Source organism: Pseudomonas sp. 10S5 (assembly GCF_035019745.1).
Lineage (GTDB): Bacteria > Pseudomonadota > Gammaproteobacteria > Pseudomonadales > Pseudomonadaceae > Aquipseudomonas.
The window spans coordinates 18,564-37,352 of record NZ_JASJVL010000001.1 but is presented as its reverse complement, the minus strand read 5'-3'; the positions used below and the strand labels follow the sequence as shown (position 1 = coordinate 37,352).

Below are 18,789 nucleotides of genomic sequence, written 5' to 3'. Positions count from 1 at the left end.
AACCATCTTAATTTCTGGGGGACTACCTTTTGCACCAACCAAAGAACCAAAAAATTACGAAACTCTAACGACCTTGATCACGACCTCTGTTGACCGCATCCAGAAGCAGTTCTAGCTCAAGGCCATAACTATTCGGCTCGAAGCTTTCCTCTATCCCATTTATCAAAAATTCATTAGAAATCAACTCACAAACCTCATCCACCTCACTTGATGATAATGACCCATTAAGTAATTTCTCAGCCAGTGTCAGTTGGTGCTCTCCTGCCATAAAGCACAACGCAAATAAAAGCTGCAATTGGACGTTTGTTAAGAGACTACTCATTTACCGGTCCCCGCTGCTGATTTTCCCCAACCGGTGATAACTTTACCCTCAGCATTGACCACTATGACTGCATCCGTACCCGTATACCTAAATGTTGGACCGTACTTTGAAGGGACATATTCAACTTTTAGAGGACTAGACCAAGCTCCACTGAGTGCTGACTGGCTTACACCAATGCCGCCGTCTCTTCCTGCAAATTGTTCTAATGCGTGATTTGAATAGCTAGTGATCTGTGTAGGAGCCCTTGCTCCGGCGGCCTGCTCAGCAACCATTTGCATTTTGAGTCTAGCAGCATTGGCTGCGCTGCTTGCTCCTGAGTCAGGAATAGAGGGAATGCCTTTTGCACCTATAGCACCGCTGCCTTCCGGCAGTTTGACACCAGCCAAACCGCCATCAATTGCAAGCCCGAGACCAACACCGGCCGAAGTAGAGGCCGACTCATTGCCCCTAATGACGTCCGCACCACCGCCCTGCATGATGTATAGATTGTCCAAGTACCCCTTTAAACGCAACTCTTCAGGGATGCTCAGGACCAAGTTCCAAGCATTCTGAATGTCTTCAGCGGCGCAACTCGGGCAATTGACGGCGCCCATTGCCCAAAGCGCTGTTTTCGATGCGCCGCTAGCGGCGCCTTCCAATCCAAGGACAAATCCCTCCTGACTACCTTCCCCTTTGGCGTTCAGCACTTCCCGCATGTACTTGGCGTCTGTTCGATAATCGAGAGGATCGACCAAGGCAACGTTTTTTAGCACTTTATCCAAGGACGCTTTATCCTTGAACAGATCCACCAAGCCAACACGTTCATTGTTGTAGTCCGCCAATGATACTTGGAACAGGTGATCATTTTTGGCTTGAATCAGCTCTGCTCGGAGAAAATCTGCCGCTTTGGCTGTGTTGCCATCCTTTTCACTTAGGACACTGTTCCAGCCGCGATCTACCATTGACGCCGCCGTGCGCAACAGCTCTTGCTGGGCTTGTTCTGGGGTCAATCCGTTCTCGGCTGCAAACCGTTGAACACGCGCATCGTCGCTCGCAAACTCAATTTCATCGGGATGCAATTGCCGATTGTACAGCGTCCCACTCTGCGCAATCGAAGACCCCAGTTGCAGCTTGCCGATGCCTGCAGTGGGGTCCTGAACGGCTGTCGTGAGCACACCAATCAATTGCGCGTTCATCAGCAGCAACTGATCTTTTTCCTCTTTTGGCATCCCTGCATAGGCCGAAGCCAAGCTGTTAACCAATGCTTCGTTGACCCCGGCCGCCATAGCGCCGGTTTTGAAGTCACCCCCGCCAGCAATGGAGGCCAAGCCGCCCATCAGGGCGTGCAGGCCAATTTTTGCAAGCCCTCCGTCTGGCAGGTGGTTGTCCACCCCGATATCACCAACGAGGTTAAAACCATAGGCGGTAAACGCACTCACCAGGCTATTTTGCAACGCATCGCTAAGACTGCCATCACGTCCCAATGCTTTATTGAGCAACGCCGAAGTGGTGTTTTGCAGCAGTTGGTTTTCGGTAAATTGGGTAACACCTTGCAGGCTGCTCAGGCCACCGGGACTGGAAACGATAACCTTGCCGGTGTTGGCTAACGCCCCCTTGGTCGAGTCAGTCACCGCAGCGCCTGAGCCTGTCGAGGTGCTGGTCCAGTCATTGAACAGGCCGGTGGTAAGACCTGCAGCTCCAGCGGCGACAAGGTAGTTCTTCAGATTATCGACGCTGAAGGTGTCTTTTAATGCCGCGCCGACGTTGCCTTTGTTATTGATGGTGCTGACTGCAGCAGTACTTGCTGCAGAAGTCAGTACGGCAGTCAAGGCCGCATTCGCCCAGCCAGCAGCGACTGCTTGTGTTGTTGCTGTCGCGGCTAGCCCCGCTGACATTGCCGAAGTCGAACCTGCGGTTGCACTGGCAGCAGATCCCAGCGCACCTGAGGCTGCCCCTGCCGTGAAATAGGTCACGATGATAATGATGATCAGCATTGCAGGGCCGCCTAGCCCGGAATGACTTTCATCCCAACTATCGTGCAGCTCTTTTACCTGGCGCCAATCCACGTCGTTGCGTGCTTCAACATCTTTTAGCCAAGCCATGCTTGGGTCAGCTTGCACCATGGCGTCTATCGTTTGGCTTATGCTCTGTTGGTTGATGTCCTTGACATCGATGTGCAAGCCATCAACTGCATTGATAAGGGTTTGGCCTTTAGCGCTCAGCTGGCTTTGACGCAGGGTTTCATCAACTTGGCCTTTGCTCTCCATGCTGGTCCATGCCCAGCTGTTGCTACTCTTGTTGTGAATTTCCTGGTGTGAATCCTTGACGGCATCAAACGTAATGCTGCCACCACTGTCGATGGTCAGATTCTTGCCACTTTCGATCTTGGCATTCTGATACAGCTGGTCTCTGCCGCTGACTATTGTGAGGTCTCCACCGGTCTTGATCTGGCTGCCGATGTTTTTAACGTCAGTGACTTCGTCGTGCTGAGTTTCCTTGCTGCCGAAGCTGCCGCTTTTCTTCATGTCATACAGCGAGTAATCGCTGTCTTGCGCTGCCAATAAGCCTAGTTTCCCACCAGCGACGAGATACGCTTCTTTACCTGCATTGACATTGCTGGACACCAGCGTCATGTCGTTCCCTGAGTGGAGAACCACATCGCCCCCCGCCGTCACCACCGTCGACACCTGACTGACGTGATCTTCCTGGGCGGTGACCTTCTTGCTCGTGCCATACGAATGCTGTTCATCCGCCGCCGAGGCCAATGTCAGGGCGCCAGCCGCTGCAACGGACACGTTATTTTTTGCACTGATTTGGCTGGCAACTGCCGTCACATTACGCCCGGCCTGAACCGTCAGGTCATGACCCGATGTGACGCTGGAACCGTTTTGAACAATGGTTTTGCTGTTGTTGTCAGTGCCATGAGCGTCGCTGTTCAGCACTTGAGCTGATGTGATATTGACGTCGCGGCCAGCGGTGAGGCCAAGGTCTCGACCGGACTGTAATACCCCTCCCGAATTGCTGATGTCGCGACCCGCCTGAATCGTCAGGTCATTACCCGCTTCGACCCGAGCCGCGCTGTCGGCGAATTGCCGCTCTTGGGTGTAATAACCATTGCTGCTGTTGTGGGTAGTCACGGTGCGCTCGTTGATCACATCACCGCTGACTGCGGTGAGGCTCACGTCGCGTCCAGCGATAATGCCGCCCGCTTTGTTGGTCAGGTCGTTGCCCGCCAGCAAACTAAGCCGACTGCCTGCACTCACCAGACCGCTGTTGACCAGATCATTTCCGGCCATGGCGGCAAGATTATTAGTGGCTTTAAGCGTGCCCGCGTTGTCGAGATTTTTGCCAGCAATCAACGTGACGTCAGAGCCTTGAATTAAAGCCCCATTGGGCGCTAGACGGTTGTTTGCCTGAGCCAAATACAGCACTGGCACCAACACTGTCTGACCATCAACGACTTCGCTTTCCATCCACACGATGTCGTGGGTCAATGCCGCGACCTGTTCCGAGGTCAAGCTCACGCCCACACTCAAGTTCAGCGCGTTCTTGCTGGCGATGGCGTTGTCCATCAAATACTTGAGCTGTGCCTCGTTGGAGGTTTGGCCGTCGATGAAAGCCTGGCCGGTGCGAGCGACGATGGCTTGTTCGATCAGGCGTTGTTCGTAGAGGCCGTCACCCAGGCGTTTGGCGCTGTCGTCCGGGTTGTAACCGAGACCGGCCAGCAGGTAATCCGAGCTCATGAACTGCTTGAGGTCGGTCAGTGCCGGGTTGGTTTCGATCAGGTATTTTTGCGGCTGGGAGGTGCTGGAGCTGGTGGGTATGCCTTGTACGCGAGCGACGGTTTGCGCGCCAGAGGTGGCATTGGTTGCGCCGACGTTAATCGCCGAAGCACTGCCCGATACACCGCTGCCTTGTCGAACGTCACCGGCCAGTTGCTGAGAAGCTGACGACGCCTGGCTGACGTTGCCCAGTTGGATGCCGCGACCTTGGGTATCCGAGGCGGTCTGGTCGCGCTGGGCCAGGGACACGTTAGCGCCGCCCAATGTCCAGCTCTGCGGACCCGTGCTGGCCGGCGAAGCATCGGTGGCAGTGCCGCCCTGCCCGCTCAGGCGAAACAGGCCGTTTTGCCCGCTGGGCAAGCTGAACCCCGGCAACGACAGCGGGTTGACCTGTTGTTGGGCAAGGTCAGGTGGCAGTTGCTGGTTCAGGGAGATGCGGGTTGAAAACGCACTGCCCGCTGCATTGGTGTTGGTCCGTGGACCGCTGCCGATGTAGTTGTAACCGGCGCGCACCACGCTGTTGTCGAAGTTGTTTTGGGTGCTGATATTGACCGCGCCCGCCGCCTGAATAATGGCCGAGTAGCTTTGGTCGCTGGCGGTCAGTTGGCGGGTGGTGTTAAGCGAGGTGATCTCGATTTCGGTGGCGCCGATGAAGCTGGCGATCGCGGGCTCCAGACCGCTTAAATTATTCGGGGTGTAGTTGGCGCTCTGGTACCAGTATTGATCGGTCAGCGCGGCAGCGGCGTTGGACCAGCCACTGGCATCTTCGGTGCGTTCGCTGCGGAAAATCCGCGTGTATTCGGTGTCGCTGGTTTCGATGCCGCTGTTGGTGAAGTTGTTGAGCACGGCGGTCAAGTTGCCGCTGGTGGCGATGCTGCTGCTTTGGTTCAGCAGGTTGCCGCCGTTGATGCTCAGGTTGCCACCGGCGGTGATGTTGGAAGCGGCACTGGCGGCAGTGACTTCCAGTTTGTCGCGCTCGGTGAGCTGCCAGACGTGGTTTTCCTTGCTGCCGCTGCAATCGCCCACGTAGGGGCCTTCAACGCAGGGTAATTCGTAAATTTCGGCGGTGTAGATGCCAGCGTCATGAGCGGTCAACACCGCCCGAATATTTTGAATCGTGCTGGCGGCGAGGCTCATGCTGCCGTCGCTTTGAATCGATGACGAACTGTTGATGATGCTGTTGGCAAGGCCGCCTGCGCCGTCGCGATCAATGCTCAGTTTGGCCAGGCTGTAAACGTCGGCGTAGCGGTTGCTGAAGTCGCTGACGCGTAGCGACATGTCGCCGCCGCTGAAGATCAAGCCGTGGTCGTTAAGCAAGCCACCGGTGGTAACAGTGAGGCGCTGGGCGCTGCCCAGGGTGCCGTTGTTGCCGACGCCGCCTGCGTTCAGCACCAGGTCGGCGCTGGAGGTGAGGCGCCCGTAGTTGGTGAGCAAGCCGCTGGTGTTGATGGTTGTGGTGCCGCCGCCCGCAATGCTGCCGGTGCTGCCGAGGTTGATTTGCCCGGCACTCAACCCAAGAATTGCGGCACTGCTCAGCCGTCCATTGCCGCCATAAGCGCCACCCAAATTAAGGCTCAGGGTGCCGTCGCTGGCAATCAACCCATCACTACTCCAATTGCCCCCCGTTCCGACAAACGCACCGGATGCCAACAACTGCCCGGCAGCGGTCTGCGTGAAGTTATTCACGTTAACCGTCAACCGCCCGGCCTGGATCACGCTGCTGTTGGTCCAGGTATCGGCATTGAGCGTAAAGCCACCGCGGGTGACGATGCTGCCGCCCGCATTAGTGACGTTGGGCATCGACAAATCAAAGGTGCCAGTGCCCACATGCAGCAACGTGCCTCCCGTGTTCTGAAAGCTGCCCGCCGCGAGGATCAAGTCGCTGTTGGCGCTTTCGACGGTGCCGTTGCGGTTGTCGAACAGGTTGCCAATCTGAAAACGCGTGGCGCCGCTGGTGCCAAGGGCGCGGAGTTTGCCGGTCTGGTTGTCGAGGCTGGCGGCGGTGATGTTGAGGGTGCTGTCGCTTTCGATGATGCCCAAACGGTTGTTCAGCGCACCGCTCAGGGTCAGGTCGATTTGGCTGCCAGCGATCTGGCCGTCGTTGTCGCCGCTGTTGTCGAAGGTGTTGCCGGTGAGGTTGATTTTGCCTTTGGCGTACAGGCCGCCGTTGCGGTTGTCGAAGTTGCCGGTGGTGATCAGTGCGTCGCCGGTTTGCGCCGAGAGGCGACCGCCGTAGTTGTCGATGCCGCCCAGCGCAGTGATGCTCAGGTTTTGCGCCTGGGTGATGCCGCCCTGGCGGTTGTTGTTGAGGTCGTAACCGTTTTTCAGCACGCCGGTGAGGTGCGCAGTGAAAGCGCCTTGCAAACTGGAGAGCACCCCGCCACGGCTGTCGACGTTATTGGCGTTGAGAGTGAGGTCACCGTTTTGCGCAATGATGCGCCCGCTTTGGTTATCGATGTCGCCCGTAACAGTGAGGCCCAGCGCGCCCTGGCTTTGCAGTGCACCTGTGCCGTTGGCGAGGCTACCGGCTTGCAGTTGCAGGCCAGCGTTTTGGCTGTAGATCAGGCCGTCGGCGTTGTTTTGTACATCGCCACTGGCGGTGAGCAACAGTTGGCCGCTGGCGGCGACGGTGCCGTGGTTGCTGTTGTTCAGGCCGCCAGTGAGCAAGGTCATCAAGCTTTGGCTGGCGAGTTGGCCGCCCTGGTTGTTGATCTGGCTGGCACGTTGAACCAACAACGCACCGGCGCTGGCGAGTTTGCCGTTGGTGTTGGTCAGGGCGCCCAGCAGGTCGAGGGTGACGGCAGCGTTACTCGCCAAGGTACCGCCGCTGTTGTCCAGATCGCTGCCGGTGAAGCTAAGGTTTTGTTGCGCATTAATCACGCCTGCGGCGTTGCCCAGGGTCATGGCTTGCACGATGAGTGCTGCGCCGCTGTCGATCAGGCCGTGCTGGCCGTTGTTCAGCAGGCCGCTGACGGTCAAGGTCTGGCCGCTGCCGCTGGACAGAATGCCGCCGCTGTTGTCGAGGCTGGCGGTGCTGACGGTCAGGGCTTTATGGCTGACCAATGCGCCGTTGTTACTGTTGAGCAGCGCACCACTGAGGGTGACGCCCACATCGCCGCTGCGGCTAGACAGCGTGCCGTTATTGCGGTTATCGAGGCTGCCGCCGCTAACGGTCAAACCTTGCCAGCCGGAAATCAAACCGTTTTGGTTGATCAAGCCGATAGCGTTGAGGCCCAACAGGTTGCTGCTGATCAGTTTGCCGTTGGTGTTGTCGAGGGTGCGCCCGCTCAGGTTGAAGCTTTGGCTGCTGGAGATTTCACCGTTGAGATTATTCAGGTCGCGTAGGCGACTCAGGGTCAGCGGTCCTTTGGCGGTGATCAAACCGCCTTGGTTAGCAATATCGCCGCTGCCAAGGTCCAGAGTGATCCCGGCATCGCTTAACAGACGCCCGCCGTTCTGGGTCAGTGCGCTCAGGTTGAGGCCGATATTGCCCTTGGCCGACACTTCGCCGCCATTGTTGGAATTCAAGCTGTTAGCGGTCAGCAGTAAGCTGCCCTGGCTGTTGATCAAGCCATTGGCGCTGTTATCGATGTTTGCGGCGTTGAGGGTCAGTGTGGTGCCGGCCAACAACAGGCCGGCTTGGTTGTTGATGTTTGCAGCGCCGACATTGAATGCCTGAGCTGCGTTAATCAGGCCGCTGCTTTGGTTGGTCAGCGAACCGGTCACGTTCAGCGCAAGGTCGCCGCGACTGGTCAGGGTGCCGCCGCTGTTGTCCAGCGTGCTGGCACTGGCATCAACGCCCGCTGCGGCAATCATGCCCGTGATGTTGCTCAATGCCTGATTAATGCGCAGGGTCAGGCTTTGGTTGCTCAGCAGTTTGCCGTTGCTGTTGTCCAGGGTTTGTGCGGTCAGGTTGAACGCTTGGGCGCTGGATATTTCACCGCCCTGGTTGGCCACGCCATTGAGGTTTTTCAGCTGCAATGGGCCCGGCGCGTTAATCAAGCCGCCCTGGTTGTTCAGTTGACCATGATTGAGGTCAAGGGTCAGCGCGGTGTTGCTGAACAAGCTGCCGTTTTGTTGATCCAGCCCGGTGACGCTGGCGGTCAGCGCATGGTTGCTGCCGATGCTGCCGCCGTCCTGGTTGGTCAGCTGCGCGGCGGTTAAATCGAGGCTGTCGGCACTGCTGACGCGACCACCGTGGCGGTTGTCAAAGGCACCGGTTTGAATCAGCAGCGGTCCTTTGCCGCTGATACTGCCGTGCTGGCTGTTATCGAGGCTGACGCTGTGCAGATCAAGGCTGCCATCGGTAACCAACTGCCCGCCCTGGTTGTGGACCGCGCCGGTGCTGTTGACGCTCAGGACACCCGCGCTGGAAAGACTGCCCGCGCTGTTGATCAATGCGCCAACACGCACGCCTAAAGTGCCTTCACTGCTGAACAGCCCGAGGCTGTTGTCCAGGGTGCCCAGCACGTTGACGTCAATGCTGTGCAAGCTCTGTACACTGCCGCCGCCGTTGTCCAGCGAAGTGCCGGTCAGGCTCAGCCCGGTGTTGCCGGACAGTAGACCTTTGTTGCGATTGATGACGTTATCGACGGCCAGCGACAGGCGGGTTCGGCCGAGTATGTGGCCGCCGTCGCTGTTGTCCAGTTGCTGGCCGGTCAGGCCGATGGCGCCTTGGCTGGATATTTCGCCGCCGCGATTGTCGATGTTTCCTACCGTCAGATTCAGACCCGAGGTGGCGCCGACCAGGCCTTTTTGACGGTTGTCCAGGCTGTCGCCGGTCAGGCTCAAGGCGCCTTGGGCGATCAGTTGCCCGCCTTGTTGCTGCAAGCTGCCAATGTTGGCAATAACGTCCTTTTTGCCGGCGATTTGGCCGAGGCTGTTGTCTGCCGTGGCCGCGTTGAGCAGCAGATTACCGTCGGCAATCACGGTGCCGTTGTGGTTTACCAAGGCGCCGTCGACGCTCAAGGTCAAGCCGTCATGGCTGCTGAGCAAACCGTCGGTGTTGTCCAGACTGGCGCTGTGGGCGTCCAATGCAGCAGCCGAAATCAGACCTTTGATGTTGCTCATCGCCTGGGCCAGACGCAGCGTCAGCGCCTGGTTGCTCAGGACCTTGCCGTTGCTGTTGTCGAGGCTTTGGGCGTCAAGGGTAAAGGCCTGCGCGCTGGAAATTTCACCGTTCTGGTTGGCAACCCCGTTGAGGTTTTTCAGCAGCAGCGCACCGGGAGCATTGATCAGCCCACCCTGGTTGTTCAACTGGCCGTGGTTCAGGTCCAGGCTCAGGGAGGTGTTGCTGAACAGCTCGCCGCCCTGTTGATCAAGACCCGTGAGGTAAGCGGTCAGGGCCATGGCGCTGGCGATACGCCCGGTGTCCTGGTTGATCACGTTGGTGGCGTTGAGGATTAGCGTGTTAGCGCTGGTCAAACGCCCGCCGTGGCTATTGTCGAAGGCTGCGGTGCTCACGCGAGTCGCGCCTTTGCCCGACAGCACACCGCTGTTGCGGTTGTCCAGACTGGCGCTGGTCAGGATCAGACCGGCATCGGTGCTGATAGAGCCACCTTGATTGTTGAGTCCCCCAGTGGCCGCAACTGTTAACGCCTCGCCACTGGAAAGACTGCCCGCGCTGTTGTTCAGGTTGGCGGCGTTGACCGTCAACACGCCATCACTGCTGAGCAGCCCGGCGCTGTTGTTTACATCGCCAGAGAGATTGAGCGCCAGCTGGGTCTTGCTGGAAAAAGTGCCGCCGGTGTTGTCGAGATCTGAGCCCGCAAGACACAAGGTAGCGCCAATGATCAGCCCCTTGTTCTGATTGATCAGGTGATCGACGGTGAGCCCCAGCGCGGTGCCAGCGAGCAGCTTGCCGCCGTTGCTGTTGTTCAGGTGCTGAGCGATGACGGTGACGTCGACCTGGCTGGAAATTTCCCCGCCACGGTTGTCGACAGTGCCGACGGCAAGGTTTAGCGCTTTTGTCGCCCCGACCAAACCGCCCAGGCTGTTATCCAGCGTGGCGCCGGTGAGGACCAGATTGCCTTGAGCGACCAACTGACCGGCCTGCTGGGTCAAGGCGCCGATGTTGGCGGTCAGGTCGCTTTGACTGGCGATACGACCTGCGTTGTTGAGCACCACGCCCGCCTGTAATTGCAGCAGCCCTACGGCATTGAGCAAGCCGTTCTGGTTATTCAAAAGGCCAGCGACGTTGAGGTTCAGACCACCGTTGCTCAATACCCGGCCGTTATTCTGGTTATCAAGCGTGCCCGCGGTGATTTGCGTACTGCCCTGCCCGCTGATGGTGGCGCCCTGGTTGAACAACGTCTGCGCCACGGTGGCTTGCAGATTACGACTGGCGATCAAGCTGCCGCCGTTGTTGAAGCTGTTGGCGACGACACTGACGTCGCCCGTCGTGTTACGGCTGTTGTCGGCGTTGACCCCGGCTTCGACGATGCCGAGGTTGGTCAACTGCCCGCCGCTGGACAGGCTGATGCTGTTTCGCGCCGCGAGGTTCTGCTGGACGTTGAGGTCGCCTGTGGTGCTGACGGAGAGACTCGAACCGGCGTACACCGGTCCAGTGGCATCGAGGCTCGCGGCCTTGACGTTAACCGCACCACTGGCAGCGGTTTGCGCCAGGCTCAGGTGGCCGTTGACGTCGAGTTGAATATCCCCCGCGCTGGCCGCCAGGTTGCCCGCCAACCTGACCCCGACACCGGCTTCGGTGCCCACCAGCTTGATCGCGCCTGCATACATGCCGCCCAATGCACTGGAGTCGATAGCCAGTGCCGGAGCATCCGAAGGGCTCGCGCTGCGCGGAGTGGCAGCCAGGGTTTGCGCATCGACGTCGTTGCGGCCAGTGATGATGGTCAGCTGTTTGGCGTGCAATTCGGCGTTAAGTTTGGCCGAGCGGGTGACGATCTCGAAGCGGTCGATGTTGGTGGCGTTCAGGCCCGCGCCATCAAGGGTCACGCTGCCGCCATCGACCTGGTAGTGATCCAGCTTACCGTTGCCGTCGAGTATCGGTTTGCCGGTACTCAGGGTCACTTGCGGGCTGTTGATGAAGCCGCAGCCGTTGCAACTGACGCCATACGGGTTGGCAACGATCACATGGGCGGATTGACCCGCCACTTCGGTATAGCCGTTAAGCTGGCTCGGATTGCCGCCGTTAACTTCGTTAAGAATGGTGCTGGCGGCGCTGCCGTGAAAGTTCGGGTTGCCGAGGATAATCCCGCCCAGCTGGGTCGACTGCGTGCTGTTGGTGCCGTTGTTGAGGATCAGGCCCTGGGCGCCGACGTTGTAGTCCTGAAACTGGTTGTGCGACAGACCGCTGCCATTGGGCGCGGCGATGTTGACGATCGGTACGCCGTTGCCCGCTTGCCCGAGTGTGGTGCCCGGCGCACTGACCGTAATGCCATCGGCCTGGGCCAACAGCGGCTGCCAGAACATCGCGTTGGCCAGAATCAGCGCAATGCCACGCTTTGACATCCCCCGGAAATGTTTACGCGGCGCAATTTCAGCCGAGGACTGGCGAGCGAGGAAAGCGTACTGATGAACGTCCATGTAAGGGTCTCGATGCGGTAAACAGGTGACAAGGGAAATTCTTTAAAGAAAGAAATCCATCTGGAAGTAGATCGGCGTTTCGTGTTCGCTCAGGGCGCCGGGGCGCTCCAGGGAATGAGCGAACGTCACGCTGGCGGACAGGTGCTGACCCTTGGCAAACAGCTCCACTGAGTCACTGGACACCCGACCGTGTTCCGCGCCGTTGTAACGGTCGCGGCTGATTACGCCCTGGTCGTAACCGAGGCTAGTGCCGTATTCGGCAAGCACCGGTCGCAACCAGCCCCACGCCACCGGGCGACTCCAGCGCAGGTCGTTGCGCCAGTAACCGCCGCTGTCGCCCGACAGGGTTTGGTCCTTGTAGCCACGGATCGACGACAAGCCGCCGAGGCTCATGCGCTGCGGGCTGAACAGCACGTCTTCACTGTGCTGGCCAGTCATCAGGCTGCTAAAGCTCAAAGATTCGTCCCACAGCTTGAACGGCTGCAGGTAACTCAAGGTGCCGGTGTATTTTTGATAACGAGCGTCGGGTTGGCTGCCGCTGGTACGGTCATCGCCTTGCGCGCCGAATGCGCCGACGCCGTGTTGAATGCCCAAGTCGATGTTGATGAAGGCGCTGCCGATGCGACGGCCGTGGTTGATGCCAAACTGGGCTTCGCTGAGGCGGTTGCTGCTGACGTCGATGCGACTGTCTTCGATGTAGTTATTGCTGTTCAGATACGCCAGGCCGACGTTGAGTGAAGTCTTGCTGACCGCGTCGCGGTAGATCACCCGCTCGGCGCGCAACTGATGGTTTTCGCTGTCGCCGTTCTGTTTGAAGCTGAAGGCGTTGGCTTGGGCTTCTGAGCGGTAATCACTTTGGCTGTAGCTGTAACTGAAATTCCACCAACCCCACGGCAAGTTGTAATTGAGGAAGGCATTTTTCGAGGTGCGGGTGTGATCGCTGACCACGTCATGGCCACCGCGCAGCATCAATTGATCGGACAAGCCCAGCGGGCTGTTCCACTCCAAACCGACTGACGCTTGCTGCTCGCCGGTGCTGCGCTGACCGTTGTTGTTACGCGACAACGAGGCTTGCCACGGTGCACTCGGGGTGTTTTTTACTAAGACTTGGCTGCCGCCGACTTCTTTGCCGGGCGTCAGCTCCATTTGCGCGTGGTTGTTTGGCAGGCGGTTGAGCTGATCGACCATTTGCTCGATCTCTCGCAGGTTGAGCAGGTTGCCTTCGCTGCCGGGGAAACTCATGGCCAGTTCACGGGCCGATAAACCGCTGCCGTCGTCGGCCTTGAGGCCTTCGAGTTTGCCCTCGACCACCAGAATGCTCAGGTTGCCGCTGGACAGATCCTGTTGCGGTAAATAGGCACGGGTGGTGACCATGCCTCGGTCGAGGTACAGGTCGGTGATGACTTTTAACAGTTCATTGAGCTGGCCGACCCCCAGGCATTTGCCAAGAAACGGGCGCGTCAGTTGCTGGCGGTCGGCCTCGGAAAGATGATCGGCGCCTTTGATGTCGATGTGCTGAATGTTGAAGCAGCGGGTTTCGGCAGGCGCTGTCGGCGCGCTGGGCAGGCGTTGTTTACCCGGCAGTTCTTGCAGGTCATCAAGGCGCTTGCGTTGCTCTTCCAGCAAGCGGTCCTGGCGTTCACGAATCAGGTCTTGTTCGCCGGGGGAAGGTCCGGGGGCGGCCGACGCCACGTTTAGCGCACTCAAATACACCAGTAACGCGAGACCACATAACCTCATCCCGAGGGTGAATACCCACATACTTTTCGTTCCTTCGAAGACATGATCAATATCAATATGCCAGCAAGGGTAATTAGTTAGCTTAATGACGTCAATTTATTGCGTCAAAATATTTCAAACTAGAAATATTCCTCTTCCAGATCATTAGCGCACTAAGCAGTTTCGGAGAAACTCGGCAAAAAAGTCTTGGCTCCGCAAAACGACAGAGGGGGGGTCGAAAGCGGGTGGCCCTCACCCTGGCTGGAATTTGCTTTGGTCAATTAAACAGTATTAACTTTTATCCATAACTGGCCCTTGTTGCCGCTTCAGGCAGACATGATCAAACATACCCTTAGCTGTCTGGAACCTGTCGACCACCAAAGATAGTTTATAAATAGGGTAGGCATACAACAGCCTTTAGTTTATAGAGAACTAGCAATAGGCCAGAGACCACTTGCCAAGTGGATCGATGAGGCCGTTAAACTATGGATACAACGCGATGAATCTAAGGTCTCTCAACATAGCTCTTCGAGCCAGCCTCTGCTTTACTTTGATTACGCTACTTGTGGTCGGGCTTGGTCTTTTTTCATACCTCCAGATGGGAAACCTTAGAAACGCAGAACAGGCTATCGAGACCAACTGGCTACCGAGTATCAGGACCAGTGACGATATTCAGGTAGCCCTTCTTGAGCTACGGTTAGCCGCCACCCGCCTGCTAAGCTCGCGCAACAGTGACGAGCGCGCCAGCACCACTCAACAGATCAACAAGGCCCGCGCCACGCTGGCTGAGCGTATCAATTACTATCGCGCCAACCTGATCTCTGGTGAGGCAGAGCGCACGCTGTTCAATGATGCGTCCGCACTGATGACACGCTATGTCGATGGCACTGTTCAATTAGAGCAAGTGAGTGCCAGCGACCCAGAGCAGGCTGTTGCTTTTGCCAACAACGAATTACGCGATCGGGCACTGGCAATTCAGGCCAAGTTAACGGAGTTGCGCGAACTTAATGCACGCGGCGCCACTCAATCGGGGGTATCGGCTAAAGACGCATATTCAAAGAGCATTATAGTTGTGGGCAGTGTCGTTAGTGTCTCAGTATTTATGACTATTGTGCTCGCCCTGTTGTTAACCCGAAGTATCGTCACACCCATCAATGAGTCGTTGCAACTAGCACAACGCATTGCCGAAGGCGACCTAACTCAGCCTATTATTATTACCGGCACTGATGAGGCTTCTCGTTTAACGGCGGCATTGGCCCAGATGCAGGCAAGTTTGCGAGATACGCTTCAAGAAATCGCCAAGTCCTCCACCCAATTGAGTGAGGCGGCCGTTGAAATGACGACCATCACCGAAGCCGCCAGCAAAACGTTGCGTCAGCAAAATAGCGAGATTGAGCAAGCCGCCACGGCCGTTAACGAGATGAGCGCTGCGGTGGAGGAAGTGGCGCAAAATGCAACCTCCACGTCTGAGGCTGCACGGGAGTCCACCGAGTCCGCCAAATTCGGTAACTTGCGCGTGGGTGATACGTTAAAGGCCATCAATACACTGACGGCGCAGGTGGAAGTGACTTCAGAACAGATCCAGGGTCTTGCTGGTCAAGCGCAAGACATCAGTAAGGTGCTCAGCGTGATACGTGCGATAGCACAGCAAACCAATCTGCTGGCGCTAAACGCTGCAATCGAAGCCGCCCGAGCAGGGGAGCAAGGACGAGGCTTTGCGGTGGTTGCCGATGAAGTCCGTGCATTGGCTCACCGTACGCACACCTCAACCCAGGAAATCGAAGAAATGATTGCCGCTATTCAGCAGCAAAGTGTTTCTGCGGTAACCGCCATGCACCTGAGCGCTACCTTGGCTCATGAGACCAAACAAGCAGCGGACGAGGCCGGACGCTCACTGGAGTCAATTACCCATTCAGTGCGCCAAATTGACGACCGCAACTCGCAAATCGCCACGGCATCCGAAGAGCAGGCCAGCGTCGCACGCGAGGTGGATCGTAATTTAACCAGTATCCGTGACCTGGCCGTGCAAAGTGATCAGGGCACTCGCCAGACACTCCACGCCAGTAATGAGTTGTCACGCCTCGCCGTGGGACTCAGTCAAATGGTACAGCGCTTCAGGGTCTGAATCAGCGCCTCGCACGGTTCGCAAACAGGCCGTCAATATTCGAGTTGTCATTGGCAAACCGGGTTAGCTTGGTGAGGCTAACCCGCTGTGCGCGCACGAGGCATCCATCTATTGAATTCCCTGTTTTTCCATTAACAGAGGGTTCTAACGGCTGTGCAGCGCAAGCGAATTGAAATTGCTATTGTCCTGACCTAGGCAGCCCCGACCCCGCTGCGCAGTTGGCTTTTATGAGGAAAAATCGGATGTCGATTATCAGCAAGAATACCGTTGCCCTGGCGCTGAGCCTGACGGCACTGTTGGTCGGCATGAGCAGTTTCGCCGCGAACAAACCCGCGCACCCTGCAACTGCAGCCACCAAGCTGTCGACGCTGGAGGGTAAATTCGCGTTTAACTTGCCTAAAGGCTACGTCGCGCGAGCCCTTCCACCCGGCGACGCGAAAAATGGGACGGCGGGCGCGACCGGGACGATGTACGTCAATAAGGACGAAAAACGGGTCATTATTGCGGCGCAAAACGCCTTGCCCAATGGGTTAAAGGCAGGTGACAACGACGATGGATTTCTCGACAGCTCGGTGACCGGCTTCGTTCGTCAGCAGAGCGAAGCCCTGCCTGATTTCAAGCAAACCAATGAACACAGAATGACTATCAAGGGGCTTGGTATCCGTGAGATTGACAGTACGGCCACCATGGGCGGCGGTAGTACTCTGAACACCACGTTCCTGTCGGGCTCGGGCAATCACATGTCGGTTGTTCAAATAGTCTCGCGGGCCGATGATCAGGCCGGGCATACCGCCTTGATCAAGCGAATCATCGAAGGTTTGAACGCCCGCTGACCTCAGATAAGCCGCTCAAGATCTGGCGTTGAGCAAGGTGTAAAGCGAGGCATCGAATTGTTGCAACGCGTCAACCTGCACCACCCGTTGCCCGTTGATCTCAGCCGCTACTTCAGGCGCAGACTTACTAAGTGCCCACACTGGCGAGAGGTTTTTGCCAGCGTGGCCTTCGGCTTTACCAATGTAGTTCAGTTGCGCATCAAAAAATTCAGCAACGATACTGGCCTGTACGTCAGGGCTGCGTGGCGTCACAAGCACGTTGCTAGTGTCAAGCAACACGATGATATCGGGTCTTGCGGCCATCAGCGCGTCCAGATTGTCGTAGAAATTAACCGATGCAAATTGAGCCTGTAATGAAGTCTTCAACCAGTCGATGGCCAACGCAGGATCGGAACTGGAGACAAATGCTCTCTGTATTTCTTCCTCGAGTTGTTGGCTATTTTGCGCAACCGCGTGGTAACGCTCAAGGTAAGCAAGGTTAGTAACGGTGTTCTCACTGAACACTACGCCAACCGATTGAGTATGTTTTAACGCCAAACCCGAAGCCTGGGTCGCCGATCTGAACACCCCGTCTTGATTGTCAGAAGACTGAGCGGCACCGGTAGCGCACCCCGCCAACATGACCACAAGGGCGAGCAACGCTGCAATTCGAATTTTCATGTCACATCTCCAAAGCCTCGGTTGGCAGATAGCCATCCTGAACCTTCTTTGGATAAATCCCGCGTCCCAAACAGTGATGGTCAGTATCGACTAAACAGATAGTGGTTACGTTTGCAATGCGGCGTGCACGCGCACCGCGAACTACGCCCGGATCAGGACCTATTGGTCAAAGGTCCGCTGGTGCTGACCTTCTACCGTGGCGTCTGGTGCCCGTATTGCAACCTTGACCTGCAGGCAATGGAAGAAACCCGCGCTCAGATAGAAGCATTCGGCGCCACGTTGGTTGCCGTGTCACAGCAAACCGCCGCCAACAGCCGCAAATCCCAGCGCGACAATAAACTCGGCTTTCCGATCCTCGGTGACAAGGGCGGCGACCTCGCAGCCGCCTTCGGTATTCGTTGGGATGTTCCGGACTACCTGAAGCCGATCCACAAAGCGGTTGGCGCTGACATCACCGTGTTCAACGGCGAAGACAGCTGGACCCTGCCGATGCCTGCGCGTTACGTCATCGGTCAGGACGGCGTGATCGCCTACGCCGAGGTCAACGCCGATTACACGATGCGCCCAGAGCCATCGGAAGTGTTTCCGACGCTCGAACTGTTACGGACCCACGCCAACTGATTCTTCTCGCTCGCGATCAATGCATAACTCATTGAATTAGAAATACTAATCAACTCTCAGGATTCTAAGCATGTCAGCTCTCTTTCAACCGTTTACCCTCAAAAGCGTGACACTGCGCAATCGCATTGTCGTGTCGCCGATGTGCCAATACTCGGCCATCGAGGGCGTAACCCAAGAGTGGCACCGCGTTCACTATGCCAGCCTGGCCCGAGGCGGCGCCGCGCTAGTGACCGTCGAAGGGACTTCAGTTTCGCCCGAAGCACGGATCAGCATTGGCGACGCAGGCCTGTGGAGTGACGAACAAGCACAAGCTCTGCGGCCCATCGTTGCGGCGATCAAACACGCGGGTGCCGTACCGGGGATTCAGTTGGGTCACGCTGGCCGTAAAGCCAGCGCCAACCGTCCGTGGGAAGGCGACGACCACATGGCTAAAGACGATCCACGCGGCTGGGAAACTCTATCTGCTTCGGCCATCGCCCTCGGCGGCAGTCTGCCCAAAGTGCCTCGGGCCATGACCCTCGAAGACATCGCCAAGGCCAAAGCAGACCATGTGGCGGCTGTCATACGCGCCCGTGATGTCGGTTTCGAATGGCTTGAATTGCACTTCGCCCACGGTTATCTGGCAATGGGTTTCCTGTCGAAACACTCTAATCAGCGCACCGATGAATACGGCGGCAGCTTCGAAAACCGCGCGCGATTCATGCTCGAAACCCTCACCGCAGTTCGCGAAGTCTGGCCGCAGCATCTTCCGCTGGCCGTTCGTTTGGGGGTGATTGAATACGATGGTCAGGACGAAGAGCATCTGTCGGAGTCGATCGAACTGGCCAAACAGCTCAAGGCGATTGGCGTTGATTTACTCGACGTGAGCATGGGCTTTTCCATTGCCACCCCCGACGTCCCTTGGGGCACGCCAGCGTTTCTTGCGCCTATCGCCCAACGTTTTCGCCGCGAAGTCGGCTTGCCGGTCACGGCGTCTTGGGGCATGGGAACGCCAGAGCTGGCGGAAAAGGCCATTGCTGAAGGCCAACTAGATCTGGTGAGCTTCGGCCGCGCCATGCTAGACAACCCGCATTGGCCGTTGCACGCGGCCCGCAAGCTGGGAGTCGAAAACCCTTCCTGGGTCTTGCCTGCGCCATACGCCCATTGGTTGGAGCGTTACAGCGTCGCTTGATCGATAGCGGTGTAAACAAGGAGGCATCC

8 protein-coding genes are annotated in these 18,789 nt (G+C 57.4%); 4 read left to right on the top strand and 4 right to left on the bottom strand.

Translation table 11 applies throughout. The features are described 5' to 3' along the window. Window positions 1-64: 64 nt before the first annotated feature. Genes QN378_RS00150 through QN378_RS00140 form a run of 3 tightly spaced genes read right to left on the bottom strand, consistent with a single transcriptional unit; the run spans window position 65 to window position 13,392 of the window. Window positions 65-322 carry a hypothetical protein gene (locus QN378_RS00150; protein ID WP_323546945.1) on the bottom strand — a complete coding sequence of 86 codons (258 nt, stop codon included), beginning with the start codon at window positions 320-322 and terminating at the stop codon, window positions 65-67. Beyond that, on the bottom strand, window positions 319-11,631 hold the full coding sequence (locus QN378_RS00145; protein ID WP_323546943.1) for a filamentous hemagglutinin N-terminal domain-containing protein: 11,313 nt from the start codon (window positions 11,629-11,631) through the stop codon (window positions 319-321). Before QN378_RS00145 ends, QN378_RS00150 begins: the two co-directional genes overlap by 4 nt. A gap of 42 nt (window positions 11,632-11,673) precedes the next feature. Then, window positions 11,674-13,392, bottom strand: coding sequence for a ShlB/FhaC/HecB family hemolysin secretion/activation protein (locus QN378_RS00140; RefSeq protein ID WP_323546941.1), 1,719 nt, complete (start codon window positions 13,390-13,392; stop codon window positions 11,674-11,676). 457 nt (window positions 13,393-13,849) lie between these two features. Here QN378_RS00140 and QN378_RS00135 point away from each other — a divergent pair, with 457 nt between their 5' ends. Continuing rightward, entirely contained in the window at window positions 13,850-15,475 is a 1,626-nt protein-coding gene (locus tag QN378_RS00135; protein WP_323546940.1) for a methyl-accepting chemotaxis protein, read from the top strand. A gap of 242 nt (window positions 15,476-15,717) precedes the next feature. Then, a complete protein-coding gene (locus QN378_RS00130; protein WP_323546938.1) occupies window positions 15,718-16,308 on the top strand; it encodes a hypothetical protein in 591 nt (196 codons plus the stop codon). A 15-nt stretch (window positions 16,309-16,323) separates the two neighbouring features. Here QN378_RS00130 and QN378_RS00125 read toward each other — a convergent pair whose 3' ends face one another. Then, window positions 16,324-16,968, bottom strand: a complete 645-nt coding sequence (locus tag QN378_RS00125) for an ATPase (RefSeq protein WP_323546936.1) — start codon at window positions 16,966-16,968, stop codon at window positions 16,324-16,326. Window positions 16,969-17,091: 123 nt separating this feature from the next. Between QN378_RS00125 and QN378_RS00120 the strand changes: the two genes are divergently transcribed. Continuing rightward, window positions 17,092-17,589 (top strand): peroxiredoxin-like family protein, encoded by a 498-nt coding sequence (locus QN378_RS00120; RefSeq protein ID WP_322204348.1) that lies wholly within the window; start codon window positions 17,092-17,094, stop codon window positions 17,587-17,589. A 70-nt stretch (window positions 17,590-17,659) separates the two neighbouring features. Continuing rightward, window positions 17,660-18,760, top strand: coding sequence for an NADH:flavin oxidoreductase/NADH oxidase (locus QN378_RS00115; RefSeq protein WP_323546934.1), 1,101 nt, complete (start codon window positions 17,660-17,662; stop codon window positions 18,758-18,760). The last annotated feature ends 29 nt before the right edge of the window (window positions 18,761-18,789 follow it).